Annotated in this window: 26 protein-coding genes and 7 tRNA genes; 12 read left to right on the forward strand and 21 right to left on the reverse strand. The window is 41.8% G+C overall.

The window, feature by feature from the left end:
* The first annotated feature begins 69 nt into the window (after nt 1-69).
* Nucleotides 70-243: a hypothetical protein gene (locus H5181_RS10680; protein ID WP_182751001.1), complete on the forward strand. Its 174-nt coding sequence runs from the start codon at nt 70-72 to the stop codon at nt 241-243.
* Between the two features lie 26 nt (nt 244-269).
* On the opposite strand, the gene H5181_RS10685 is transcribed toward H5181_RS10680, so the two are convergent.
* Nucleotides 270-656 (reverse strand): ribosome recycling factor family protein, encoded by a 387-nt coding sequence (locus tag H5181_RS10685; protein ID WP_123777329.1) that lies wholly within the window; start codon nt 654-656, stop codon nt 270-272.
* A 464-nt stretch (nt 657-1,120) separates the two neighbouring features.
* On the reverse strand, nt 1,121-1,606 hold the full coding sequence (locus tag H5181_RS10690) for a YajQ family cyclic di-GMP-binding protein (protein WP_011636215.1): 486 nt from the start codon (nt 1,604-1,606) through the stop codon (nt 1,121-1,123).
* 338 nt (nt 1,607-1,944) lie between these two features.
* On the opposite strand from H5181_RS10690, the gene H5181_RS10695 reads away from it, so the two are divergent.
* A complete protein-coding gene (locus H5181_RS10695; RefSeq protein WP_011636214.1) occupies nt 1,945-2,301 on the forward strand; it encodes a VanZ family protein in 357 nt (118 codons plus the stop codon).
* Between the two features lie 6 nt (nt 2,302-2,307).
* Entirely contained in the window at nt 2,308-3,276 is a 969-nt protein-coding gene (locus H5181_RS10700; RefSeq protein ID WP_182751002.1) for a ketopantoate reductase family protein, read from the forward strand.
* Nucleotides 3,277-3,370: 94 nt separating this feature from the next.
* Here H5181_RS10700 and H5181_RS10705 read toward each other — a convergent pair whose 3' ends face one another.
* The 8 genes from H5181_RS10705 to hemA form a co-directional block, all read right to left on the reverse strand.
* The gene (locus tag H5181_RS10705) at nt 3,371-4,243 is read right to left on the reverse strand and encodes a DMT family transporter (RefSeq protein WP_011636212.1); all 873 of its coding nucleotides are present in this window, start codon (nt 4,241-4,243) and stop codon (nt 3,371-3,373) included.
* A 169-nt stretch (nt 4,244-4,412) separates the two neighbouring features.
* Nucleotides 4,413-5,264: a 3-deoxy-8-phosphooctulonate synthase gene (gene kdsA / locus H5181_RS10710; RefSeq protein ID WP_011636211.1), complete on the reverse strand. Its 852-nt coding sequence runs from the start codon at nt 5,262-5,264 to the stop codon at nt 4,413-4,415.
* Nucleotides 5,265-5,281: 17 nt separating this feature from the next.
* Complete coding sequence (locus H5181_RS10715) at nt 5,282-6,529, reverse strand: DUF819 domain-containing protein (protein ID WP_011636210.1); 1,248 nt, start codon at nt 6,527-6,529, stop codon at nt 5,282-5,284.
* A gap of 193 nt (nt 6,530-6,722) precedes the next feature.
* On the reverse strand, nt 6,723-7,511 hold the full coding sequence (locus tag H5181_RS10720) for a tetratricopeptide repeat protein (RefSeq protein ID WP_059744788.1): 789 nt from the start codon (nt 7,509-7,511) through the stop codon (nt 6,723-6,725).
* 10 nt (nt 7,512-7,521) lie between these two features.
* Nucleotides 7,522-7,917 carry a SirB2 family protein gene (locus H5181_RS10725; RefSeq protein ID WP_011636208.1) on the reverse strand — a complete coding sequence of 132 codons (396 nt, stop codon included), beginning with the start codon at nt 7,915-7,917 and terminating at the stop codon, nt 7,522-7,524.
* Nucleotides 7,918-8,041: 124 nt separating this feature from the next.
* Complete coding sequence (prmC, locus tag H5181_RS10730) at nt 8,042-8,896, reverse strand: peptide chain release factor N(5)-glutamine methyltransferase (protein WP_123777331.1); 855 nt, start codon at nt 8,894-8,896, stop codon at nt 8,042-8,044.
* 9 nt (nt 8,897-8,905) lie between these two features.
* Nucleotides 8,906-9,991: a peptide chain release factor 1 gene (gene prfA, locus H5181_RS10735; protein WP_011636206.1), complete on the reverse strand. Its 1,086-nt coding sequence runs from the start codon at nt 9,989-9,991 to the stop codon at nt 8,906-8,908.
* A 14-nt stretch (nt 9,992-10,005) separates the two neighbouring features.
* Nucleotides 10,006-11,256, reverse strand: coding sequence for a glutamyl-tRNA reductase (hemA, locus tag H5181_RS10740; RefSeq protein WP_123777332.1), 1,251 nt, complete (start codon nt 11,254-11,256; stop codon nt 10,006-10,008).
* 237 nt (nt 11,257-11,493) lie between these two features.
* Between hemA and lolB the strand changes: the two genes are divergently transcribed.
* From lolB to H5181_RS10755, 3 genes are all read left to right on the forward strand, one after another.
* Nucleotides 11,494-12,105, forward strand: coding sequence for a lipoprotein insertase outer membrane protein LolB (gene lolB / locus H5181_RS10745; protein ID WP_082707315.1), 612 nt, complete (start codon nt 11,494-11,496; stop codon nt 12,103-12,105).
* A gap of 45 nt (nt 12,106-12,150) precedes the next feature.
* On the forward strand, nt 12,151-13,023 hold the full coding sequence (ispE, locus tag H5181_RS10750; protein WP_011636203.1) for a 4-(cytidine 5'-diphospho)-2-C-methyl-D-erythritol kinase: 873 nt from the start codon (nt 12,151-12,153) through the stop codon (nt 13,021-13,023).
* Between the two features lie 90 nt (nt 13,024-13,113).
* Nucleotides 13,114-14,061 carry a ribose-phosphate pyrophosphokinase gene (locus H5181_RS10755; RefSeq protein ID WP_011636202.1) on the forward strand — a complete coding sequence of 316 codons (948 nt, stop codon included), beginning with the start codon at nt 13,114-13,116 and terminating at the stop codon, nt 14,059-14,061.
* A gap of 258 nt (nt 14,062-14,319) precedes the next feature.
* Here H5181_RS10755 and H5181_RS10760 read toward each other — a convergent pair whose 3' ends face one another.
* The 11 genes from H5181_RS10760 to H5181_RS10810 all read right to left on the reverse strand — a co-directional run bounded on the left by H5181_RS10760 (nt 14,320) and on the right by H5181_RS10810 (nt 19,871).
* Nucleotides 14,320-15,354, reverse strand: a complete 1,035-nt coding sequence (locus H5181_RS10760; RefSeq protein ID WP_182751003.1) for a patatin family protein — start codon at nt 15,352-15,354, stop codon at nt 14,320-14,322.
* A 300-nt stretch (nt 15,355-15,654) separates the two neighbouring features.
* A tRNA-Gln gene (locus H5181_RS10765) sits at nt 15,655-15,729 on the reverse strand.
* Nucleotides 15,730-15,777: 48 nt separating this feature from the next.
* Nucleotides 15,778-15,862, reverse strand: a tRNA-Leu gene (locus H5181_RS10770).
* A gap of 93 nt (nt 15,863-15,955) precedes the next feature.
* Nucleotides 15,956-16,032 (reverse strand) — tRNA-Met (locus tag H5181_RS10775).
* Nucleotides 16,033-16,037: 5 nt separating this feature from the next.
* Nucleotides 16,038-16,112: transfer RNA gene (locus tag H5181_RS10780), tRNA-Gln, on the reverse strand.
* A gap of 23 nt (nt 16,113-16,135) precedes the next feature.
* A tRNA-Gln gene (locus H5181_RS10785) sits at nt 16,136-16,210 on the reverse strand.
* A 45-nt stretch (nt 16,211-16,255) separates the two neighbouring features.
* Nucleotides 16,256-16,340: transfer RNA gene (locus H5181_RS10790), tRNA-Leu, on the reverse strand.
* Between the two features lie 45 nt (nt 16,341-16,385).
* Nucleotides 16,386-16,462 (reverse strand) — tRNA-Met (locus tag H5181_RS10795).
* Between the two features lie 213 nt (nt 16,463-16,675).
* Nucleotides 16,676-17,767 (reverse strand): redox-regulated ATPase YchF, encoded by a 1,092-nt coding sequence (ychF, locus tag H5181_RS10800; protein ID WP_011636200.1) that lies wholly within the window; start codon nt 17,765-17,767, stop codon nt 16,676-16,678.
* A 77-nt stretch (nt 17,768-17,844) separates the two neighbouring features.
* The gene (pth, locus tag H5181_RS10805; protein ID WP_123777334.1) at nt 17,845-18,432 is read right to left on the reverse strand and encodes an aminoacyl-tRNA hydrolase; all 588 of its coding nucleotides are present in this window, start codon (nt 18,430-18,432) and stop codon (nt 17,845-17,847) included.
* A 218-nt stretch (nt 18,433-18,650) separates the two neighbouring features.
* The gene (locus H5181_RS10810; RefSeq protein WP_182751004.1) at nt 18,651-19,871 is read right to left on the reverse strand and encodes an FAD-dependent monooxygenase; all 1,221 of its coding nucleotides are present in this window, start codon (nt 19,869-19,871) and stop codon (nt 18,651-18,653) included.
* A 226-nt stretch (nt 19,872-20,097) separates the two neighbouring features.
* Here H5181_RS10810 and H5181_RS10815 point away from each other — a divergent pair, with 226 nt between their 5' ends.
* From H5181_RS10815 to lnt, 6 genes are all read left to right on the forward strand, one after another.
* Nucleotides 20,098-20,505 carry a hypothetical protein gene (locus H5181_RS10815; protein WP_182751005.1) on the forward strand — a complete coding sequence of 136 codons (408 nt, stop codon included), beginning with the start codon at nt 20,098-20,100 and terminating at the stop codon, nt 20,503-20,505.
* Between the two features lie 82 nt (nt 20,506-20,587).
* Nucleotides 20,588-22,012, forward strand: a complete 1,425-nt coding sequence (gene miaB / locus H5181_RS10820; protein ID WP_011636196.1) for a tRNA (N6-isopentenyl adenosine(37)-C2)-methylthiotransferase MiaB — start codon at nt 20,588-20,590, stop codon at nt 22,010-22,012.
* Between the two features lie 171 nt (nt 22,013-22,183).
* The gene (locus H5181_RS10825) at nt 22,184-23,248 is read left to right on the forward strand and encodes a PhoH family protein (RefSeq protein ID WP_123777337.1); all 1,065 of its coding nucleotides are present in this window, start codon (nt 22,184-22,186) and stop codon (nt 23,246-23,248) included.
* On the forward strand, nt 23,245-23,715 hold the full coding sequence (gene ybeY / locus H5181_RS10830) for an rRNA maturation RNase YbeY (protein WP_102036018.1): 471 nt from the start codon (nt 23,245-23,247) through the stop codon (nt 23,713-23,715). The genes H5181_RS10825 and ybeY overlap by 4 nt, the downstream gene beginning before the upstream one ends.
* A gap of 45 nt (nt 23,716-23,760) precedes the next feature.
* Entirely contained in the window at nt 23,761-24,639 is an 879-nt protein-coding gene (gene corC, locus H5181_RS10835; protein ID WP_011636193.1) for a CNNM family magnesium/cobalt transport protein CorC, read from the forward strand.
* Nucleotides 24,640-24,642: 3 nt separating this feature from the next.
* The gene (gene lnt, locus H5181_RS10840; protein ID WP_011636192.1) at nt 24,643-26,205 is read left to right on the forward strand and encodes an apolipoprotein N-acyltransferase; all 1,563 of its coding nucleotides are present in this window, start codon (nt 24,643-24,645) and stop codon (nt 26,203-26,205) included.
* The last annotated feature ends 1 nt before the right edge of the window (nt 26,206 follow it).

Consider the following 26,206-nt stretch of genomic DNA (forward strand, 5'->3'; position numbering starts at 1 on the left):
CCCTTATTTCATACCTATAATTCTCAGATCCGCATTAAACCGATTAACCTTCACCCAAGAGCAAGTGATATGAACATCGCTCTTGTGTCTGCGATTTGTGTCAATAAAACAATTGATGACTTAGGTTGCTTATCTTTAACTCTGTTTATTCACTGCGATGTAAATTTACATACTGAGCTTGTGGCTCAAAACAACAAGCGTTGTATTTTGTATCGCCCTGAGTATTGCGATTCTGCAGCATAAAAAATAAAAAGCACACTTTGAAATAATCAAAAATCGACGTTAAAACGAGCCACTCGCGCCTCAGTTAACGTACATTGGGTAAGTTGGATTAATTCTCCCAAGGTGATACCTGGTGTTTGTTTAATTAAGCGGACAAGTTTTTCGTCTAGTGGCTCTAACTTATCTGCATGGCCAAGAAGCGCAGTCTCAATCTTTTGAATAAGATAACGAAAATTATCATCACTTTGTGCTTTTAACTGTTCAGTAAACGACTGAATATTAACCGCCTCACCGATAATGCCCCAATTCCGAGATCGACGCACACGCTTTAGCTCGCAGTCATATTGCAGCGCAATGATTTTTGCCTGCTTGGCTTTCTCCCCACCGATTCGATGAATAAGCGATGGAAGTGGAATGGTAATATCTTCAGTCATAATAGTATTTTAAACAGGATCGTACTGTGCCCTACCCACTAAATAACGTCTGTAAACAGTTAGATAAATTAACTATGACAGAAAATATATAGCAATCAAAGTAAGTCTATTCGAAACAAAAGTAACAACAGACCAATGCCATCAATGTGAAAATACTTATATCAAATCACTATAAAATAACAAACAATATCAATACACTAAGCATTGCATGGCAATTTGTACTTTTAATTAAAAATGCCAACAATAGGGTTTCGACATTCATTAGTAGATATGTATTACTAGTTTAATTAAGTCAAAGCGTAGGTAATGATGTTGAACATAAGTTTAAGACAAAGCTTGCTACTTATTCACTGTTTATGACAAAACTCAAAACAATGTTATCTGATCTAAAATCTGACAAGCAGGATAAATTTAAAAAACCAATATCGATTAATGCATATCGGCTTCTCTTTATTGCTTCAGGATTAGTCTCTGAAGTTGTCGAACTGGAATGGTTGTCCGAGTTCTGATTCTTTGGCTAGACGCATGACAGCTTGTAGGTCATCGCGCTTTTTACCGGTGATGCGTACTGAGTCGCCTTGAATAGCGGCTTGCACTTTAAGTTTGCTGTCTTTGATAGCTTTAACCAGCTTTTTAGCCACCAGTGAATCAATACCTTGCTTAAAATTAACTTTTAAACTGAAGGTTTTACCACTGTGAACCGCTTTTTCATCGACTTCCATTGACGACGGATCGACGTTACGTTTACTAAGTTGAATACGCAGAATATCGACTAACTGCTTACAAATGAAATCGTCTTCTGATTTTAAGGTAACAACATTGTCTTTCAAATCAATCTCGATTTCTTTACCACGTAAATCAAATCGACCAGCCACTTCACGGCGAGAGTTTTCTACCGCGTTACGTAATTCTTCTTCGTCAACTTCCGACACAATATCCATAGATGGCATGTTGCTTTCCTCTTTGATTCATCACATTTATATATGGCTATTTTACACTAGGAGTCATTAACAGGATAGTGAAGTACAACTTAGGCTTTATTGAGCCGATTATCTTTCGCTAATATCCTATTGATTAACAAAATATCATTAACCAGCTATTTTAATTGATAATGAGGCTAAAACGCCCATTGGTATTGAGTTTGACGACTATGATTTTGTCATTATCAATAGTAAAAAATGTCCTTATTAAACAATTATTACTTTCTATAGAGGTTAATTAGTGACAATTTTAAACAGGTTTCTTATTATTAGCGATATTCTCGTTTCACAAGGCTGATGTTACGCTCGTGATCACTTATAAAAATATTTTTAAACTTGCGTTAGTTGTTGCTGTGATAGTGACTAGCTATCTTGTTTTTTCAAAACCAAGTTACCCGCAGACTTTCGCCCATATGGATAAAGTGGGCCATTTAGGCAGTTTTTTTGCCCTTTCATATCTAGCACATTACGCTTTTAAACCGCGTTGGTATTTTTTGTGTATCTCTCTAGCTACCTATGCAGTGTTAATTGAATTGATTCAATCTCGCTTACCTTATCGCAGCGCTTCAGCTGCCGATGTTATTGCCGACTTTTTTGGGATTGCATTATTTTACTTACTGCACTTTTCTATCAATAAATACCGTAAATTAAAAGCGAATCGTTAAAGCCCTATGGCCAATACACCAACGTTGCCAACATCATCCACACACGACAATAATACTCTTATTGCCGTTTTAGGTGCAGGTGCAATTGGACAGTTGATGTATCACAAACTGAGTGTTAATACCCAAACGAACGATGTGATGTTTATTGGCCGAGATAAGCTAACTCGTCAACAGCCGTTGAATTTCATTGACCACACACAGCACAATCATGAATCATTAGCGACAATATTGGGAACTGATGATGACCGCTTAGTACAAGTTGAATTACTGTTTGTGTGTGTTAAAGCCTATCAAGTCGAGCAAGCACTTTTACCTTTATTACCGAAATTGTCGCCCCAATGCCATATTGTATTACTCCATAATGGTTTAGGTCCGCACTTACTGGTTGCTGCAGCCCTTTCGCAGTATCAGGGTATAGGCTTAACGTTAGGCACCACTTCACAAGCGGCGTTGAAGTTAAGTCAGTGGCAGGTAAAGCACAGTGGGTTTGGCGTAACGCAGCTAGGACATTATTGTGGTTCTGCTATGTCGACAGCGTTAAAGATGCGCATATCTCATCTGCAAAGTGACAATCAGCCGATTGAATGGTATCAGCCTGTATTACCAGTCTTGTGGCAAAAGCTGGCCATTAATGCAGTAATAAACCCGTTAACCGCATTAAATCAGTGTGCTAATGGTCAATTGGCAGCAGCAGAATATCAATCACAGATCAGTGCCATTATCGATGAGCTAGTCGAAGTGGCTAAATATGATGACATCACATTAGATAAGGCAGCTGTTAGAGCGCGGGTTTATCAAGTGATTGAGTTAACCTCGGCAAACTTCTCATCTATGTATCAAGATATCGCCCACAATAGACCGACTGAAATTAATGAGATAAATGGCTATATTTGCCAGCAAGCCAAGGCGCATCATCTTAAAGTGCCCAAGAATCAATATCTCGTCGACAAGGTTTTACAACTGAGTCAATCTTGAATGCGATGCTATCACTCGCATCAACTCAATTTAAATGATGGGGTACATCAGTCCAAATCAGAATATGTAAGCTGATAATTATTCGCTACTGGATTTAGCTCCACATGACCAAAACAGCTGCTATTGCGATTAAAATCAAACCCGCTACATCGTTAATTTTAACTTTATCTTTAAGCCAAAAAACAGCGATCATCAAGGTAAAAAACACCTCGATCTGGCCTAGTGTTTTGACATAAGGCACAGCCTGCAACGACATTGCGCTAAACCAACCAATTGAACCGATACAACTAGTAATACTAATTGATAAGGTTAATGTTGGTCGTTGCCACAACGCCGCTAAAGTCGATTTATCTTTTGCCAGCAAATAGCCTATTAGCACGATTGTTTGTAAGCCAATAACCCACAGTAATACCCATGCAGCACGATGCGTAAACGGCCCTTGTAGGGTTAAACTTGCTTCGCGTACCCATAGGGAAGTCAACGCAAAAGCACTGCCACACGCAAGCCCTAACAAGACTGTTTTAACTGAGAGCTGTTTAAAACCTTGTTTGCTGCTTAACAACATTATTGCTAAGCCGCCAATAACAACGCCTATCCAGCCTAATAAGGATAATTGTGTGCCGAAAAATAGCACCCCAAGTATTGCTGCTACTAATGCTTCACTTTTAGCCAGCCCGGCACCAATCGCAAAGTTTTGCATTCTAAACAGTTTAACCATCAAGCCTGTTGCTAGAATTTGCATCGATGATGCACCAATAACAAAACCCCAAAATGTCCCTGTAAACTCAGGTAATGCACTAGGTTGATATTGATGTAAACCATACAGATAACACGCAGCAATGGGGCCAGCCCAAATGAATCGAGCTAAGGTAACACCTGCAACACTGACTTCTTTACTGAGTTTACTTTGAAACGCATTGCGCCACGCCTGCATAAACGCAGCGAGGAAGGTAAACATGATCCACATAATTAACTATTGCTCATTACATAAAAAAGCCCTGAAACTTGGTAAAAAGTCAGGGCTTATACAAGGGCAATTAGATTACTGTTTACGGCCATTAAAAGACACTGATTAAGTGTCTAATTGATTAAAAATCAATTTGCCGATGTTTCAGTTATTCAATGCCATTGATGGTTTACTTGCTAGTATCAATAAACTCAAAGGATTTAACCAATTCATCAACCGCTTTCATCTGCGTTAGGTATTTCTCTAATAAATGCAGTGGTAGTGCACATGGACCATCGCATTTTGCATTATCAGGATCGGGATGAGCTTCAATAAATAGACCTGCTAGACCTAATGCCATACCACTACGAGCAAGTTCAGTGGCTTGTGCACGACGGCCACCAGCAGAATCAGCACGTCCACCAGGGCGTTGTAGTGCATGGGTGGCATCAAAAATCACCGGATAACCTGTTTGCTTCATTTCGTCCATGCCTAACATGTCGACCACGAGGTTGTTATAACCAAAACTACTGCCACGCTCACATAAGATAATGTTGTCATTACCCGCTTCGTTGAACTTGGTAATGATGTGGCGCATTTCATGCGGCGCTAGAAACTGTGGTTTTTTCACATTGATCACCGCACCGGTTTTCGCCATTGCAACAACAAGATCGGTTTGACGCGCTAAGAATGCAGGTAACTGAATAATATCGACAACTTCAGCGACTGGCGCACACTGATGAATTTCATGCACATCGGTGATCATCGGTACGTTAAAGGTTGATTTTATTTCTTCAAAAATACGTAGACCTTCTTCCATACCCGGTCCACGGTATGAGTTAACCGATGAACGGTTCGCTTTATCAAAAGACGCTTTGAACACATATGGAATCCCAAGCTTTTGGGTAACTTCCACATAATGCTCCGCAATCGACATTGCTAAATCGCGCGATTCAAGCACATTCATACCGCCAAATAACACGAACGGCTTATCGTTAGCGACTTGAACGTTATTAGATAACTGAATAATTTTTTGATCCATTTGATCCTCTTAGCGCATTACACTGCGACAATTTGTAATAACTGACCACATAGCCATGCCATGTAAGTACCTAATGCATAACCGAATACTGCCAACAACACCCCTACAGGTGCTAATGCAGGATGGAATGCAGCAGCCACCACTGGCGCCGATGCAGCTCCGCCCACGTTTGCCTGGCTGCCCACTGCCATATAAAACAATGGCGCTTTAATGAGTTTAGCAACCAATAACATTAATCCTGCATGCACTAACATCCACACAATACCGATTAAGAAATAAATCGGCGTATCCATGACTTTAGACACATCCATATGTAAACCAATAGTCGCGACTAAAATATATAAAAATGCAGAAGCGATTTTAGAGGCGCCTGACGCTTCTAGATGACGTACAGGACTAAACGAAAGCCCTAAACCGATAGTGGTCACAATTACTACTAACCAGAAGAATTTAGAGGTTAAACTGTAATCTTCGGTCCATGGATAGTTGGCTTCGAAGAAAGGCCCTAAGAAATCTGCCGCAAAATGGGCAAAACCTGTCACTCCAAACCCAACAGCCACAATTAGCATGATGTCACGAAGCGACGGAATACGTGAATTCTCGGCGTGGTACTTTTCTACTTTTTCTTTTAGTGCTTCAATCGCGGTGGTGTCTGCACCCGTTCTGGCATCAATCTCTTTGGCTTTTGATGCCATAAACAGCAGTACTGCCATCCAGATATTGGCCACAATGACATCGACAGTCACCATCACTGAGAAAATCTCACCGCCGACTTCATAAATCTCTTTCATTGCGGCTTGGTTGGCACCGCCACCGATCCAACTTCCCGCTAAGGTTGTCATACCGCGCCATACGGCATCTGGGCCATTGCCACCTAGTAATGATGGATCAATCATTGATACGCTTAATAGTGCAATCGGTCCACCAATAACAATACCCAGCGTGCCGGTTAAAAACATAATTACCGCTTTAGGGCCTAAACTCAGGATGGCTTTTAAATCGACACTTAAAATCAATAACACTAAACACGCAGGCAATAAATACCGCGAAGCAACAAAATACAGTTGTGACGCATGACCATCAATCACGCCAAACGTATTTAATAATGAAGGTAAGAAATAGCACAGTAATAATGCTGGAATGTATTTATAGAATTTTTGCCAAAACGGATGGGTAGATGAACTAGTGTAAAAAACAAAACCTAAAATAACGGCGAGTATACCCAGTGCGGTGGCATCATTGCTCACCATTGCTGACGTTGTCATGCAGTGTTCTCCCTTACAAATACATTATATTTTTTGTTGTTATTGTGATTGTTATTGCGAAAATCAGTGGTGATTCAAATCGCATGATTTCGCAGCAGAGCTTTTAAAACTAAGCTTGCTGGCGCCCGACTTGCGAACTTAAGCCACTTTGAGTTAACCCAAAGCGGCCTGTTCGGCAGGTAATATCACATAATTAATGATAAACCTGCATATGTTGACTGAGTTCCTTTAATTGAATCTTAACCAGTTCAATTACCGGATCATGCGGACTCAAATCAATGAAGTGCTGTAAATCAGACATGGCCACTTTAATGCAACCTAATTGCTGCGCAATAAACGCTCGTTCGCGATTAAGATGAACATCATCTGGGTGCCATTGTAATAATAAATTACAGCATTCCATTGCCGGTTCAAACTTATGGCTGACAATGCAACCCGCTTTTAGCTCGTGCAACATGCGGCTAATTAAACGTTTTAGCGTGGCAGTTTTTAGATGACTCGGCTTTAATTTAGCCGCATTCCCCAATTCACCGCGCACAAATGCATGCAACTGATGACGGCTAAGCTCCTTACCTGTAAGCGGGTCATGGTATCTAATAACATCATTCACTTGGCTTTTTAATACCGTATTACCGGGTAATAAAACCGCCTCGAGTGTTAAGTCGAGCTGCTTAGCCAATAAAATTAATAATATTGATAACGTAGTGCTGTTACCTTGACGCTTTAACACGCAATAGCTTAAATCTGCTGCTTCGACACTAAAATAGTCATCGCGAGCACAAAAGCCTAAATCATTGTAAAACCACTTAAACAGACCTTCAAGCCGTGCTTGTTGGTCAACAACATAGTGACTCAATACCGAACCAGCCATTTCATACCATGCCCACATAGCAGGTTTTGAGGTTGAAAAGCCGAGATGTTCAGAGAGTTCAAATGCAGTTTCAGGTATCGAAACTGCATCATCAAGATGATATTTTGCCATTAAAAACCAATTAACCCATGAATACGACTTGTTTAAAATGAGCCAGTTTGGCCGCTAACACTACCCAACCAATTGCACCGATAAAAGCAAAAAACTTAAACAGCTTATTACGGTTAGATTTAAGTGCCATGATGCCTAAAGCAATGTATGCCGCAACACAGATGATTTTTTCTGTCATCCATGGATCAACAAAAGGATATTGTTTGATCATAAAGCAAAGAGTGAAGCCTGATAGTAATAAAAAGGTATCAATGACATGTGGCGCCACTTTAACAAACTTTTTTTCCATAATAGGAGACTGGCGTAAATGCAAAACAAAACGCACGATAAAAAAGATCACACTCATGGCAACTAGCATCATGTGAGTATGCTTTACCGCTGGATATAAACTGTAAAATGTTTCCATTAATTAAGTCTCATTAAAAAGGTCAAAATAAAAGGTGGCTAGTTTACTCTATCAACCAGCCACATACCAATATCGCGATGAGTGTTATTTACTTAGAAGGGAAATGCCGAGTAAGGCAGGATTATCAATCAGCCCATTGTCCTAGCGTACATCGATCATTGCTGCCAAAGTCTCGTACTGTGGCGACATTTTGATAACCCAGTTCAATCAGTTTTTCACGTACTTTGATTGCTTGCTCATAGCCATGTTCAAGCAATAAGTAACCACCGGGCAGTAAATGAGCCCTTGCTTGCTCTGCAATGTAATACAAGTCAGCATACCCTTCATTGCCTGCGGTGAGTGCACTTTGCGGTTCAAAGCGAACATCGCCTAAATGAAGATGCTCATCGGCTTCATCAATGTAAGGAGGATTCGACACAATTAAATCAAAATCGCGCTGTTCTACCGCAGAAAACCAATCCGACTGGATAATTTCCACTTCGGTTAAATTAAGATTGCCGCGATTAGCTTTAGCAAGCTCCACAGCCTCTGGCACTTTATCAATGGCTGTAATTCGCCATTTTGGGCGCTCAGACGCTAAAGCTAATGCTATTGCTCCTGTTCCAGTGCCTAAATCCAATACTTTGGCATTGTGACGCACAGATAAGTTCAATGCAGTCTCTACTAAAATTTCAGTATCAGGCCGTGGAATAAGGGTGGAGTCGTTAACAATGAAGGGTAATGACCAAAACTCTCGCTCACCAATAATATGCGCAACCGGAGTGCCACTTTGACGTTTGGCGATCATCTGACTATAAGCTTTAAATTGCTCGCTGGTCAGCTGCCGCTCAGGCCAAGTGTATAAAAAACTGCGATTTTTATTCATACAATGCAATAGCAATGCCTCTGCATCCACATGTGCAGATTCAGAGGTTGCAGCTAATTGTGAATAAGCCCATTGCAGGGCTTCAGCAATTGTTGAATACGAAGACTGAGTCAAGAGCACTCCTTAATCGTCAGCTAACGCTGCAAGCATGTCTGCTTGATGTTCTAGCATGATAGGATCAAGCAAGACATTTAAATCGCCTTCCATGACTTCATTCAAGCGGTATAGCGTTAAGTTGATGCGATGATCACTTACACGACCTTGAGGGTAATTGTAGGTTCTAATACGTTCAGAACGATCACCACTGGCCACTAAACTACGTCGGGTTGTTTCTTCAGCACTACGTCTTTTTTCATCTTCAACAGCTTGAATACGCGCGGCCAATACACTCATCGCTTGGGCACGGTTTTTATGCTGCGAACGTTGATCCTGACACTCGACAATAATACCTGATGGAATATGGGTAATACGAATGGCAGAATCGGTTTTGTTAACGTGCTGACCACCCGCACCAGACGCACGGAAAGTATCAACTTTTAAGTCTGCTGCATTAATCGAAATTGCTTCAGCCTCTGGTACTTCATGCAATACTACAACAGTACAAGCCGAAGTATGTACACGGCCTTGAGATTCAGTTTCAGGCACACGTTGAACACGATGTCCGCCAGACTCAAACTTTAATTTACCGTAAGCACCGTCACCACTTATTTTAACAATGATTTCTTTAAAGCCACCATGTTCACCTTCGTTCACATTCATGACTTCCATTTGCCAACGGTTGGCTTCACAGTAACGTGAATACATACGGTATAAGTCACCAGCAAAAATAGCTGCTTCATCACCACCTGCACCGGCGCGAATTTCAAGAAACGCGTTGGTGTCATCGTTAGGATCTGTTGGCAATAGTAAAACTTGTAATTCATCTTCAAGCTTTTCTAGCACTTGCTTTGACTGCTTATACTCATCTTGCGCCATTTCGCGCATTTCAAGATCGTCTTCTTCAAGCATCTCTTTGGCGTAGTCGAAATCTTTTTGAGCTTGTTGAAATGCCTTAAAGCTACTGACAACATCTTCAAGTTGAGAATATTCTTTTGATAATCCACGAAAACGGTCTTGATCCGAAATCACGGTAGCATCACTGAGTAACGCTAATACTTCTTCATTACGCTCGAGCAAGCCTTCAAGCTTGCGGATAACGGATTCTTTCATTTAGCTCGCTAACCTTAGTTTTTATCTAAACCAAGCGCAGATCTTAATTGGCCTAACGTATTCAAATCGCCTTGACGGCTTGCTGAAGTGAGCGCTTGTGTAGGTGAATGTATCAAACGATTGGTCAGCCTATTGGCTAGCTCAAGTATCACTTGTTCACTATCACTGCCTTGAGATAATTTATTCAAGGCACGTTCAACTAATTCATCTTTAATAGCCAAGCTCTGGCTGCGATATTCGCGAATACTGTCGACTGACTCTAAAGACCTAATCCACTCCATAAATATGTGTGATTGATCTTCAGTAATTAATTCTGCTTGCTCGGCGGCTTCTTTACGTGAAGCCATGTTCTGTTCAATTATGCTATGCAGATCGTCTACAGTATAAAGGAATGCGTCGTCTAACTCACCGACTTCTGCTTCAATATCTCTTGGAACTGCAATATCCACCAACAACATAGGTTGGTGACGACGCTGTTTTAGCGCTTTTTCGACCATTCCTTTACCTAAAATAGGCAAAGGGCTGGCGGTAGAGGATATCACGATATCGGCTTTAGGGAGAAAGTCTGGTATTTGTTCTAGGGTAATTGCGGTCGCATTAAACTCTTCACACATGGCTTGAGCGCGTTCAATAGTACGATTTGCCACCACCATAGAAGCAACACCATTATCTTTAAGGTGCTTGGCAACTAATTCAATGGTTTCTCCGGCACCAATGAGTAACACTTTAGTGGTGCTCAATGATGAGAAAATATGTTTCGCCATGCTAACAGCGGCAAAGGCAACAGAAACTGCTGCGGCACCGATCTCAGTGTCTGTACGTACTTTTTTAGCCACAGAAAAAGTATTTTGAAATAAACGATCAATCGTTAATGCGATAGTGCCAGCTTCTTTGGCTTTCACAAACGCTTGTTTGACCTGCCCTAAAATTTGCGGCTCGCCAAGCACCAGAGAATCTAAACCCGATGCTACCCGCATTAAATGTTTGACGGCTACTTGTTCTTCATAAGCATAGATACACGGCATTAAATCGCTATGATCTAAACCATGATAATCCTCTAACCATTCAATAATGTCTTCCTTTTCAGCATTATTGCAATATAGCTCAGTACGGTTACAGGTAGACACAATAACAGCCTCACCTGTGCGGGTGCGACTGGCCAAGCTTTTCATGGCATCATGAATGCGGTCTGGAGAGAAAGCGACTTTTTCACGCAAATCTACCGTGGCGGTTTTATGGTTTATCCCGATTATTACTAGGCTCATTAGACGGTATCAAGTTCTTTTCGGTGACGTTAATTAGGCTATTCTACTGAATTGAACCAACTAAAAACACAATTGGCTTAACAAAACGGAATAAATGTCTAAATTTTTATTTATTGATCACATATCTATTATGTAAACCAATACATTAATATCACATTAATTTTGGCAAAAGGATTTTTACATAATGGCTTAAGCCCAGTATCATAAGAACATCTTAAGCAACTGCTAGGCAATCCATTGCGTTTATCTGCATCTTTATTTCATATCGCCCTCGTTACCGTGTTGCTTGTCTTAGCCGGTTGTAGTGTCACACCATCTGAAGATTTTAGCCCTATCAATGTGACCAATGCGGCTCAAGCCAAAGCATGGGAACTTCAAGGGAAAATTGCCGTCAAGACATCTGAAGACAAATTCAGTACCAATTTGTATTGGCTGCACCAACCGAAAGCTAATGATTTACGCTTAACAACGGTATTAGGCACAACAGTATTAACCCTTAAGACAAATCAAGGTATGGCGACACTTGACGTTGACGGCAAAACCTATCGCGACAGTAATGCTCAAGATTTACTGACCGGTATTAGCGGATGGTCAATCCCACTTGATAGCCTTCCTTTATGGATCACAGGTCAAATTGGCAGCAATGATAAAATTGTCAGCTATAATCCTGATGGCACAATTAAACAATTAATCAGTCACGACCCTGAAGCCAATTGGGTGGTCAGTTTTCTAGGTTGGCAACAACAAAGCGGCGCGCAGGTGCCTAGGTTGTTGAAGATTGAGCGTGAAGATGTGCAAATAAAAATTCAAACTAATCAATGGACAGCGGTAGCAGCCAAAACAAAATAGGGTTTAATATTCAGTGCTGGCTAATAACAAGGTAGTTAACAAAATATGACATCGACGAACTCTCGCAAATCAGCGATATCCAAAAGTTGGCCAGCTCCTGCAAAACTGAATTTATTTTTGCATGTAACTGGCCAGCGAGCCGATGGCTATCATGAACTACAAACGCTATTTCAATTTATTGACCATTGTGATTACCTTGATTTTCATATCACAGACACACCAGATTTAATTCTCCATTCTACGATGTCCGATTCTGTCGCTGACAGCGATAACTTAATTCTTAAGGCCGCAAAATCACTCAAGCGTTACACCCAATATGAAGGCGGCGCGCATATTTGGTTAGAAAAATTGTTGCCTATGGGGGGTGGTTTAGGTGGCGGATCATCTGATGCAGCTACCACATTAGTGGCGCTAAATGCCTTATGGAAAACCAATATATCACCCAATAAACTAGCTGAAATTGGCTTAACGCTTGGTGCGGATGTCCCTGTTTTTATTAATGGTTTATCTGCGTTCGCCGAAGGTGTCGGTGAGAAGTTGATCACAGTACAACCACCCGAGTCATGGTATTTAGTTATTGTCCCTGATGTACATGTATCAACCCAGGCCGTTTTTCAACATCCTGATTTGCCACGTAACACACCAAAATTGGATATGAGCAGTTTAATGACTCAACAATGGAGCAATGATTGTCAGAAACTGGTCACAACTAAGCACCCTCAAGTTGCCAATGCCTTAAGCTGGCTGGTAGAATATGCGCCGTCGAGAATGACCGGAACAGGTGCATGCGTGTTCGGGGAATTTACACATTCGCAACAAGCCCTTGACGCTTTAGCCAAATTACCGGCTGATATGCAAGGTTTTGTTGCAAAGGGGATGAACAAGTCGCCATTACAAATACGGCTTGAGCAGCTCTAACAACATTATTTCTTCTGGGTCAGTTTTGAGTGACAACACGTAAAATTGATCTAGCCTTTAATCGTAAAGCAAACACCTGAGGTTCATAAAGTGCCCGACATCAAGCTCTTTGCTGGTAACGCTACCCCAAATCTAGCCGCCAAGATAGCCGACCGTTTATTTTGCAAACTTGGCGACGCAGTTGTAGGCCGTTTCAGCGACGGTGAAATCAGTGTTCAAATAAACGAGAATGTACGTGGTGCGGATGTGTTCATCATCCAATCTACTTGCGCACCAACTAACGATAACCTCATGGAGCTTATTGTAATGGTTGACGCGCTACGTCGTGCATCAGCGGGTCGTATTACTGCCGTTATTCCGTACTTTGGTTATGCTCGTCAAGACCGCCGTGTACGCAGTGCACGTGTACCAATTACCGCAAAAGTTGTTGCAGATTTCTTGTCAAGCGTGGGTGTTGACCGCGTATTGACTTGTGACTTACATGCTGAGCAAATTCAAGGTTTCTTTGATGTCCCTGTTGATAACGTGTTCGGTAGCCCTGTGTTACTTGAAGACATGTTGGCAAAGAAATTAGAAAATCCTGTTGTTGTGTCTCCTGATATTGGCGGTGTAGTTCGTGCTCGTGCCGTTGCCAAGCTATTAGATGACTCTGACCTTGCGATTATCGATAAGCGTCGTCCACAAGCTAACGTTGCTCAAGTAATGCATATTATTGGTGATGTTCAAGGCCGTGATTGCATCATCGTTGATGACATGATCGATACTGGTGGCACTTTATGTAAAGCTGCTGAAGCATTGAAAGAACATGGCGCTAACCGCGTGTTCGCTTATGCTACTCATCCGGTATTCTCAGGTAATGCTGCTGAAAATATTGCTAACTCTGTTATCGATGAAGTTATCGTGACAGACACTGTGCCATTAAGCCCTGAAATGTTAAAAGTGGCGAAAGTGACCCAGCTAACAATGTCTGCAGTACTAGCTGAAGCGATACGTCGCGTTAGTAACGAAGAGTCAATCTCTGCGATGTTCCGCCACTAATCATCTTTAGTGAGTGAAACAACTAAACGCACTCTTACGAGTGCGTTTTTGTTTGGGTAAATATCGCAAAAATATTTTATCTACCTTATTTGAGAAAGACTCCTAACCTCTATTACCAAATGTTAGTCAGTGTTGAACAACTGATGTTTAACATTAACCGTCAAATCGTTCTGCAACATTAAAAAATTCAACCCAAAGTGAATTATTGAGTCAATATAATCACCTCAGCGTTGGCTGCAAAACCAAAACCAGATTCATTTAAGCTGTCATGCTTTGCATGATCGTAAGCGACTCTAGCGGCGGCTGAGCATGCAAAGAATGTGTTGAATAGAATGCCTTTTGAGTGTGTAAAAAAGCATTACCTGCTGTAATACCCGTTTGATAATCATGGCGTAAGTCCATATCTGTGCTGCCCAACAATTTGCTTTGAAGATTATCATCAGCAAAAATTTGAATGATCTCGACATCATCAGGTGGATTGGCGATAAACGCGAGCTCTTGTTCGTAAGCTTGTTCATGCTGAGCCAAGTAATCTATGGTTTTGGGACAATAACCTGACACACAAATCCATGATTTTAATTTATGTACCCAAGCAGATTGAGCATGAAAATCTGCATTAACAGTACGAATAACCACAATTTTTCGCGCTCCACGACGATATGCTTCACGAACTGGTAACGGCGCTGCCAGTCCACCATCAAGGTAAAAGTCAGCTTGAGGGTAATCATAGTTGGTATGAACTTGATTAGCGGCACTGGCGGTTAACCAGGGCGCAAGTTTAACCCCCTGCTTATATAGAAAAGGTAATGCACTTGAGGCTTTAAGTAATTCGCGCCAGTGGTCATTATCACCATTTGGGCGTAAGAAATAACCTTGTCGATCGCGTGAGTTAGTTGCGGTGATCAATAACTCGCGTTGTCCCAATGATTTTGCGGCGGCGGTAAAGTCTAAGGCAAAGCTACCTTGAGTCGTTTTATCAAAGTACCAATCCAAATCGACAACATTTCCTCCAACTAATCCTCGGCCCAGTTGGTAAAATCGCTTATGCCGTGATAATCCACGGATTAACCGCTTGGCATAGCCTTTCTGGCGAGATAAAAAGCTCGTGAGATTTTGTGAACCTGCAGATGTGCCTATGAATAAATCGAAGGGATCAAAATCATTATCTAACCACGCATCTAACACACCAGCGGTGAATATCCCTCGCTGACCACCGCCTTCAGCAATCAGCGCCATCTTGGGGCGTGATGCTTCATAAGGATACGTTAATGGTGTTGGTGTTAGGACGTCCATGGATAAGCCTTTCTAAAAATATTCACTGCATAAGACAATTCTAAACAACAGTAAGTAAAATAGATAACCGATAGAATCAATAACGTTGATAGGAAAATACTATTGATAAACAATACCGATTGTATTAATTATCTGCTCATTCAGAGTAAGTTGATAGCACATGGAGTAAGGCTAAGGGGTGATTTTCTTTGAGTGGCATTCACATCAACAGGCTTCAATATGATCAAAAAATTTTGCTGAAAACATTTTACTGAAAAAACACAGCAAAAAGCCCGTCTATAAGACGGGCTTTTTAGAATTTGGCTGGGATACAAGGATTCGAACCTTGGAATGCTGAGATCAAAACCCAGTGCCTTACCGCTTGGCGATATCCCAATAGTATTTTTTAAACAGACATGAAAAACAATTTTGACTAAAATTTGATGGTACGGGAAGAGAGACTTGAACTCTCACACCTCGCGGCACCAGAACCTAAATCTGGCGTGTCTACCAATTTCACCATTCCCGCATCAAATTTTAACTTAGAGTATACTCTTTTTATTTCAGAGTAAACTTTGCTTTACCAGCTAACGTAAGTACAACTCACTCTACCCAGTAAATATGGTAGCAATGGCGGGACTTGAACCTGCGACCCCAGCATTATGAGTGCTGTGCTCTAACCAGCTGAGCTACATTGCCAAAGATGGCTGGGATACAAGGATTCGAACCTTGGAATGCTGAGATCAAAACCCAGTGCCTTACCGCTTGGCGATATCCCAATAATCTTGTCTAACTTTATAAATGGCTGGGATACAAGGATTCGAACCTTGGAATGCTGAGATCAAAACCCAGTGCCTTACCGCTTGGCGATATCCCAATCAAACTTTTTGAAACATTCGCCTAAGCCAATATCTCGAATAAATGGTACGGAAGGAGAGACTTGAACTCTCACACCTTGCGGCACCAGAACCTAAATCTGGCGTGTCTACCAATTCCACCACTCCCGCACAACACTCTAGTTTAACATCTTGAGCAGATGGGTAAGAAATAGATGGTAGCAATAGCGGGACTTGAACCTGCGACCCCAGCATTATGAGTGCTGTGCTCTAACCAGCTGAGCTATATTGCCACTATTTCTTGCTATCCCTCTTGGTGAGGAACGGGGCGTATTATGCTTATTCAGGTTATCTAGGTCAACTGGTTTTTTTCGCTATTTTCATCAATTCGACTTGTTCGGCTATAACTTCACCAAACTGAATGCCGAATCGACAAAATAAACCCAATTAACACCGATTAAATTCCCTTACGCCCCTTTATCGTTTCTTGATAACGTTAATAAAACTTAAACGTTAAATAAGAAATGCATTACATCGCCATCTTTAACGACATAAGTTTTACCTTCAACACGTAATTTACCCGCATCTTTGGCGCCAGCTTCACCCTTATAAGTAATAAAGTCTTCGTATGCCATTACTTGCGCACGAATAAAGCCACGTTCGAAGTCAGTGTGAATAACACCAGCAGCTTGTGGGGCAGAAGCACCAACGGGTACTGTCCATGCGCGAACTTCTTTTACACCTGCAGTAAAGTAAGTTTGCAGATTCAGTAATTCGTAACCTGCACGAATTACGCGATCTAAACCAGACTCTTCTAAACCAAGGTCAGCCATAAACTCTGCGCGGTCATCAGCTTCCATTTCAGCTAATTCAGACTCAATAGCAGCACATACAGGCACAACGATAGCATTTTCTGTTGCGGCAATAGCACGAACAACATCTAAATGAGGGTTGTTTTCAAAACCATCGTCAGCAACGTTAGCAATGTACATTGTTGGTTTAATGGTCAAGAAGTTAAGGTATGCAACGGCTGCTAACTCTTCTTTAGTTAATTCCAACGAACGCAACATTTGGCCTTCGTTTAACACTGGACGCATTTTTTCAAGTACTGCGACTTCAAATTTCGCATCACCGTCGCCGCCTTTAGCACGCTTAGCTTGACGAAAAATAGCACGTTCGCATGCGTCTAAGTCTGCTAGAGCTAACTCAGTATTAATGACTTCAATATCGCCAGCTGGGTCAATTTTGTTGGCTACGTGAACAATGTTTGGATCTTCAAAACAACGTACTACGTGACCAATTGCATCAGTTTCACGAATGTTAGCTAAAAACTTGTTACCTAAGCCTTCACCTTTCGATGCACCAGCCACTAGACCAGCGATATCAACGAACTCCATAGAAGTAGGTAAAATACGTTGAGGTTTAACAATAGCAGCTAACGCATCAAGACGTGCATCTGGTACCGGTACCACACCCGTGTTTGGCTCAATAGTGCAAAACGGAAAGTTTGCCGCTTCAATACCCGCTTGTGTTAACGCATTAAACAACGTTGACTTACCTACGTTTGGCAGACCAACAATGCCGCATTTAAAACCCATATGCTTACCTTTATATATGTAGAATTATCCCATTGGATAATGATGTCGAAAGGGTGTTAAAACAAAACTCGCTTGGCTTATTCTGCTTTGAACGAATGTAATCTATGCATAGCTTTCGCCATGTCTTGGTTAAATAAAATCTCGGTTGAACGCACCGCTTCATCAATCGCGGCATTTATTCGCTCTTGCTCTACCGCTGGCGCCCTGCCCAGTACGTAGCCGCTGACTTTGTTTTTATCGCCTGGATGGCCAATGCCAATGCGCAAACGATGAAAGTTTTTGTCGTTACCTAAACTGGCAATAATGTCTTTTAAGCCATTATGACCACCATGGCCACCGCCTAACTTGAATTTAGCCACACCAGGATCCATATCCAGCTCATCATGGGCGACTAAGATTTCTTCAGGTAAAATACGGAAAAAATTGGCTAATGCTGCAACCGACTTACCGCTTAAGTTCATATACGTTGTCGGGATCAATAAACGAACATCCCTGCCATGCAAAGTTGCACGAGCTGTGACACCAAAATATTTACTCTCTGCAACCAAGGGGATATTACAGATGCGCGCTAGTTCTTGCACGTACCATGCACCAGCGTTATGGCGAGTTTGTGCGTATTCAGCACCCGGATTTGCCAATCCGACAATCAATTTAATGTTACTCATCACAACCTAGTCAGTTTATTAGCAAACAATGCTGCTAAATGCCTTCATGGGGTACATCAAAATACACATGATGCAAAACGCGGCATTTTATACCAATTTCACTCATAATGTAATCATTCAAAGCCGCTCATGCTTTACTGTTGGCGACTCTTTATAAAAGCCATGTTTATTGCGTAAGAAGCCTAGCGACCAAATTGCTCATGTAGCCAACCAATAGTTTAATTCAGCCCAAGCGCGTACTTCAATACTTTACGTTTTAGCGGTGAGTCGATGTTGGCCAGTTTTAACGCGCCATTACGCAGTAATTTTAATGGCAATAAATTGTTACTAAAACCGGCATAAAAAGCATCCATTGCGGTCATCATCAATTGATTATCATAATATCGCGCTTGCTGATAACGCTTTAATACCTTGCTATCCCACCATGTGCCACCCGATCCAATAGCATTAGCAATTTGAGCCACCAGCACATCGACATCTTTAAAACCAATATTAACGCCTTGGCCAGCTAATGGATTAATCGTGTGAGCCGCATCGCCAATAATAACCAGATTATCTTGATAATATTGTTGTGCATGGCGCCGAGTTAATGGAAAACTACCACGATTTTCAACAGTAAAATCAGGGTCTAATCTCGATGGGAAATGCAGTCTAATTTGTTCGGCAAGTTGTAGATCGCTCAGTTGAGATAACTGTTTAATACGATTGGCATCGTCATACCACACTAATGAAGCATGATTTCCAGGCAGCGGCAATAAGCTTCTCGGTCCAGCTGGAGTAAATTGCTGCCAGGTAATTGATTGCTGCGGAGTTTGAGTATTAATATTGATTAACATCGCCGATTGGACGTAATCCCAACCAGTCAAACCAATACCAGCCCATTGGCGCACTTGCGAGTTAGCCCCATCAGCACCGACAAGTAATGTTGTAGTAAGCATGTCGCCATTATCGAGCAAAATACCGACTTGATGACAGTCCCTTAAACGAGAAAACTGCATCACTTTTGCTGGACACAATAAGGTGATGTTGTCCATTTTATAGATTTGTTGCCATAGGCTTAATTGAATTACACGGTTTTCAAAAAAGTAGCCTAAGTGCGACTGATCAACTTGTTCGGCGCTAAATGCAGTAAGGCAGCCATCGAGCTCCCACGTTTCTAAACCTGTATAAGGTGCATGGCGCATGGTTAGCAGCTCATCCATAACACCAAGACGCGTTAACAATTGCTCAGATGCCACACTAATTGCCGATACTCGCACATCTAAAGGCTGTAAAGGATCATAAGGTTGTGGTTGGCGAGATTCAATCACTGCGACATTGAGCCCTAACTGACCTAATCCAATCGCAGCAGCCGCACCGACCATTCCGCCGCCAACAACGACAACATCATAATTAGCGTTACCAGAGGTGTTCGTTGATGTGAATGAAGCATCTTGCATTGTATTGGCATCCATAAATAGTGAGATGATTTCTGTTTAATATGACAGTGAACTGCGGTCAATATATGTATAGATATGTCTATAAGAGCTAAAGCATGACCAAATGTTGCTATAACGGCTTTTACCTACATCTGCTTACAATGAACAAAAATCAATCAATAAACGATTCTATATACTGTGACTGTCTCATTAATTGATCCACTTTACGTAATCAAGAGAGGACATCATGAACAGTCACCATCAATTTGTACGCCATGACATTCGCTATGGTTTGATTGCCACAGTTGTGATCACCACAATCATAGGTTGCTCATTAGTACTGTCGACGAATGCCGCTGCTAATAATCCCAAAAATAACTTAATCACTCAAGCTGCAACAAACGTAGGTTCCATTGAAACCATTACAGTGACATATCGTAATGCATTCGATTATGCCCTATATCAACAAACCACGGAAATGTTGCTCAGCTTTAATCGTGATTTAAGCCAAAGTAATCTCATTCAAGTCCAGCAACAAAGTCGCCAAATGGCTGCGGAATTTGGTTTTTACTCCGAGCAATCAATCACGTTTAACGCCAACGATAAATCATTACTATTTTCAAGGCTATTACAAAGTTTAGATTCAAATGAGTGAAACTTGCACTAGTGCTAGCCAGACCGCCTGACAACAGGTAAAATGTCGCGCTATTTTTACTGTGATTTACTGGCGAGCACTGATGAGTAAAAAACTTCATATTAAAACCTGGGGCTGTCAAATGAATGAGTATGACTCATCAAAGATGGCCGATTTATTAGACGACTATCAAGGATATACCTTGACCGAGGATGCAAGCGAAGCAGATGTTCTGCTGCTAAATACTTGCTCTATTCGTGAAAAAGCACAGGAGAAGGTATTCCATCAGCTAGGGCGTTGGAAATCTTTAAAAGATAAAAATCCTAATCTAATTATTGGGGTCGGCGGTTGTGTTGCCTCGCAAGAAGGTAAAGCAATTAAAGATCGCGCTCAATGCGTTGATATTATCTTTGGTCCACAAACCTTACACCGTTTACCTGAGATGATTGAACAAATTCAACGCGGCGAAAAAGCTGTGATTGATATCAGTTTCCCAGAAATTGAGAAGTTCGATCGTCTTCCTGAGCCTCGCGCTGATGGTCCAACCGCGTTCGTATCAATTATGGAAGGTTGCAGTAAGTACTGTTCTTTCTGCGTGGTACCTTATACCCGCGGTGAAGAAGTCAGCCGTCCGTTAGATGACGTTATTCTTGAAGTGGCTCAATTAGCCGCCCAAGGTGTACGTGAAGTGAATTTATTGGGGCAAAACGTTAACGCGTATCGCGGTGCAACTCATGATGATGAGATATGTACCTTTGCGGAATTATTGCGCCTAGTGGCCTCAATTGATGGTATCGACCGTCTGCGTTTTACCACTAGCCACCCAATTGAATTCACCCAAGACATTATCGATGTGTATGAAGACACGCCTGAATTGGTGAGCTTCCTGCATTTACCGGTGCAATCGGGTTCGGATCGTATTTTGACCCAAATGAAACGCGGTCACATGGCGATTGAGTATAAATCGATTATTCGTCGCTTGCGTAAAGCTCGCCCTGATATTCAAATTAGCTCAGATTTTATTATTGGTTTCCCTGGTGAATCTAAAGACGATTTCGCTGATACCATGAAACTGATTGAAGATGTTGCGTTTGACCACAGCTTTAGCTTTATCTACAGCGCTCGTCCAGGCACGCCTGCGGCAGATTTGCCTGATGATGTTAGCGACGAAGAAAAGAAGCAACGTTTAGCCATTTTACAAGACCGTATTACCCAACAAGCAATGCGTTATAGCCGTCAAATGCTGGGCACTGTTCAACGTATTTTAGTTGAAGGTCCTTCAGTGAAGAATCCAATGGAACTTCGCGGTCGAACTGAAAACAGTCGTGTGGTTAACTTTGAAGCCGCTCACACTCATATAGGTAGTTTCGTTGATGTGAAAATTGTTGATGTTTATACCAACTCATTACGCGGTGAATTTGTCCGTGGTGAAAATGAAATGGATTTACGTCGCAGTTTACGTCCGGCTGAAATTCTGGCTAAACACAAGCAAGATGACGCATTAGGTGTGACCCACTTTAAGCCGTAATTCATGTTTGTTGCTTAAGATGATACTAAAGGCGGCTTGTCCGCCTTTAATTTTGCCTAAAATTGGTCATATTATGGTAATTCGATACAGAGACTCGTAAACTGTCATTATTACTAAATGGCATTTTAACGCTATTATTTTGTTGTCCAAGACCGAAACCTGGAGCCTTATTTGACCACTAAAGTCACCACCATGAATTTGTATCTAGAACCTTCAGATACTCGCCGCCTCGTCTCATTATGTGGCCCATTTGATGACAACATCAAACAACTCGAACGCCGATTAGGTGTTGAGATTATTCATAAAGATAACCACTTCACTATTGTTGGACTGCCACGTAATGCGCTCAATGCCAATAACTTGTTGCGTCAGTTATACATAGAAACCCAAACAATCAAAGGCAGTACGCCAGACTTAGAACCTGAAGTGGTGCATTTAGCCATTCAAGAAGCCATTAACCTTGAAGCACTGCAAGACTCTGACGACAGTAGCATCCATATTAAAACTAAGCGTGGCGTAATTAAACCTCGTACACCCAATCAAAGTGTGTACATGCATAATATCACGGGGCACGACATCAGTTTTGGTATTGGCCCTGCTGGTACAGGTAAAACTTACCTTGCTGTTGCGGCGGCGGTTGATGCCTATGAGCGTCAAGAAGTGCGTCGTATTCTACTAACTCGTCCAGCGGTTGAAGCTGGCGAGAAACTCGGTTTTTTACCGGGCGATTTAAGCCAGAAAGTCGACCCATATTTACGCCCACTTTATGATGCCTTATTTGAGATGATGGGTTTTGAGAAAGTTGAAAAACTGATTGAACGCGGCGTAATTGAAGTCGCCCCGCTCGCTTACATGCGCGGCCGGACTCTCAATGATGCTTTCATTATTTTAGATGAAGCCCAAAACACCACTGTTGAACAAATGAAAATGTTCTTAACCCGTATTGGGTTTAATTCTCGTGCGGTGATCACTGGCGACATTACTCAAATAGATTTACCTCGTAGCCAAAAATCAGGCCTACGTCACGCCATTGAGGTGCTCAGCGAGGTACCTGAGATCAGCTTTAATTTCTTTATTGCCCAAGATGTGGTCCGTCACCCTGTTGTTGCTCGTATCGTTGAAGCGTATGAAGCATTCGAGCAACAAGAGCAAATTCAAAAAGCCATCAAAGAACAAGCTTATCGCGAACGTGAACAGAAACGTCAGCTAATAGATAAAGAGGAAAGTGCTCAATGAGCCAGCAAGGGATATCATTAGATCTCGACCTACAAATTGCAGTCGATAATCCACGCTTACCAACTCAAGCTGAGTTTGAAACTTGGGTTCGAGCCGCTATTGGCCAAACAATGCCAGTAGTAGAGTTAACTATTCGTATTGTTGATATTGCCGAGAGTCAGCAGCTCAATTCAACTTATCGCGGTAAAGACAAGCCAACTAACGTATTGTCGTTTCCGTTTGAAGCGCCGCCAGAAGTTGAATTGCCATTATTGGGTGACCTCGTTATCTGCGCACCAGTGGTGGAACAAGAAGCAATTGAGCAAAATAAACCGCTAATCGCTCACTGGGCACACATGGTCATACACGGTAGCTTGCATTTGCTGGGCTATGACCATATTATCGACGAAGAAGCCGATGAGATGGAGTCATTAGAGACCCAACTTGTTGAAGGCTTAGGTTTTGACAATCCCTATAAGGAAGCATAAATAAACAAGGTATATCTTATAGATACCCTTGTTTAGGTAAATATTATGAGTGACGATATCCCCCCGAGTACAAACGCCCACAAGAAGAGCTGGTTCGATAAAATTAACCAATTATTTCAGGGCGAACCTCAAAATCGCGAAGATTTAGTTGATGTCATAGCAGGTGCAGAAATGCGTGACCTCATCACCGAAGATACTCGCGAAATGATTAAAGGTGTATTAGAGGTTTCCGACCTTCGTGTGCGCGACATCATGATCCCAAGATCGCAAATTGTTACCATTCAAATAGACTCGACCGTCGATGAGTTTTTAGAAATCGTCATGGATTCCGGTCACTCTCGCTTCCCTGTTGTTAATGAAGACAAAGATCATATTGAAGGCATTTTACTGGCTAAAGATTTGATCAAATACGGATTTAAACAATCTGATGAATCTTTCACTCTTGCCCAAGTGATTCGACCTGCCGTGGTCGTTCCTGAAAGTAAAAGAGTCGATGTACTGCTCAAAGAATTCCGCTCACAGCGCTACCATATGGCCATTGTTGTCGATGAATATGGTGGAGTGTCAGGTCTAGTCACTATTGAAGATATTCTCGAAGAAATCGTTGGTGAAATTGAAGATGAATTTGACCACAATTCAGTTGAAGACACCGAAATTAAAAAACTCAGTAACACTGTGTTTATGGTAAAAGCGCTGACGGAAATTGAAGATTTCAACGAAGCCTGTGGTACCAATTTCAGTGATGAAGAATTCGATACTGTCGGTGGTATGGTGTCGCATGCATTTGGTCATTTACCAGAACGTAATGAAAGCATTGTCATCAACAATATCGAGTTCAAAGTCATTAACGCAGATAACCGCCGCTTGGTGCAACTTCGTGTTAAACTTCCTGACCCTAATATTAGTGAAGAATTCGACGACTAAATCGTGCTAAAAACTCAACCTTTACACTCTTCTTTGAGTATTGTTCGTCTGGTGACGGCATTTATTGCTGGCGCCAGTACGGCACTTTCGTTTGCGCCTTATGAAATTTGGGCCATATTTCCTTTAGCATTGAGTTTTGCCCTATGGCAGAGTCATACATTAACCGCCAAGCAAAGTTTATATTACTGGCTTAGTTTCGGTTTTGGCTGCTTTGCCATTGGCATTAGTTGGGTGCATGTCAGTATTGACACCTTTGGTGGGATGCCCATTTTTGTGTCGATAACCTTAATGGCTTTACTGGCACTGTATCTGGCAATTTATCCCGCAATAACAGGATACTTGCTCAACAAGTTATCACGTACAGCTAAGCACACCTTAAATCCTTATTTAACCTATCTAGGATTATTCCCCGCCTTATGGGTACTAACCGAATGGTTAAGAGGATGGGTACTGACAGGCTTCCCTTGGATTTGGGCTGGTTACAGCCAAACATTAGGGCCTCTTAGTGAATTTGCCAGCTTTATTGGTGCGTTAGGACTGAGCTTTGTGGTGGCTCTGGTTGCAGGCTCACTGATGCTGTTAACACAAAAGCGCGTGTTCCCAGTGTTAATCATATTACCCATTTTGGCATTAAGCGCTTGGGCTGCACCACAACTCAACCCAATATCAGCCAGTGGTAAAACAGTTAAAGTGGCATTAGTGCAAGGGAATATCCCTCAAAGCATGAAGTGGGAGCCAGATGCGTTGTGGCCTACCATGCTTAAATACATGGATCTTACCCGTGAGCAATTTGATGATGCCTCTAGTGTCGATATCGTTATTTGGCCAGAAGCTGCCATTCCTGCACCAGAAGCCATGGTGGAAGACTTTTTATTGAATGCCAATCAAGTCGCCAATATGAATAACACGGCGATTATTACTGGCATTATTAGCCACCAGCAAAAAGATTTTTATAACTCATTAATCGTATTGGGTAATCATCATCAGAAGCAGCAGCAAAGTGCTGACTATATTGTCGGTGGCACAAATGAGTTTAAAAAACATCACTTACTGCCAATTGGTGAATTCGTACCATTAGGGGATTTATTACGCCCTATTGCACCGTTTTTTAATTTACCGATGTCATCATTTCAACGTGGTGACTACACTCAACCTAATTTAATTGCACTGGGTTACCATTTAGCACCGGCTATTTGTTACGAAATTGCCTTCCCAGAGCAAGTAAGAGCAAGCGTTACAAACGAAACAGATATGCTGCTCACCGTATCAAACGATGCCTGGTTTGGCACATCTAACGGGCCATTACAGCACATGGAAATAGCCCAAATGCGTGCCATTGAAATGGGTAAACCATTACTGCGTGGTACCAATAATGGCATTACTGCAGTCGTTGATCCGCATGGACGAATTACCGATGCTATCCCGCAGTTTGAAACTGGGGTGTTAGTAACCAATGTTGCGCTTTATCAAGGTGAAACTTGGTTTAGAAAAATAGGTCAACTCCCCTTGCTGATACTGTGTGGTTTATTAATGCTATTTGGTGTCAGAAACGTCTTACGGAAATAAC

Origin of the sequence: Shewanella sp. SG44-2, assembly GCF_014164215.1 — a bacterium.
Classification (GTDB): domain Bacteria; phylum Pseudomonadota; class Gammaproteobacteria; order Enterobacterales; family Shewanellaceae; genus Shewanella; species Shewanella frigidimarina.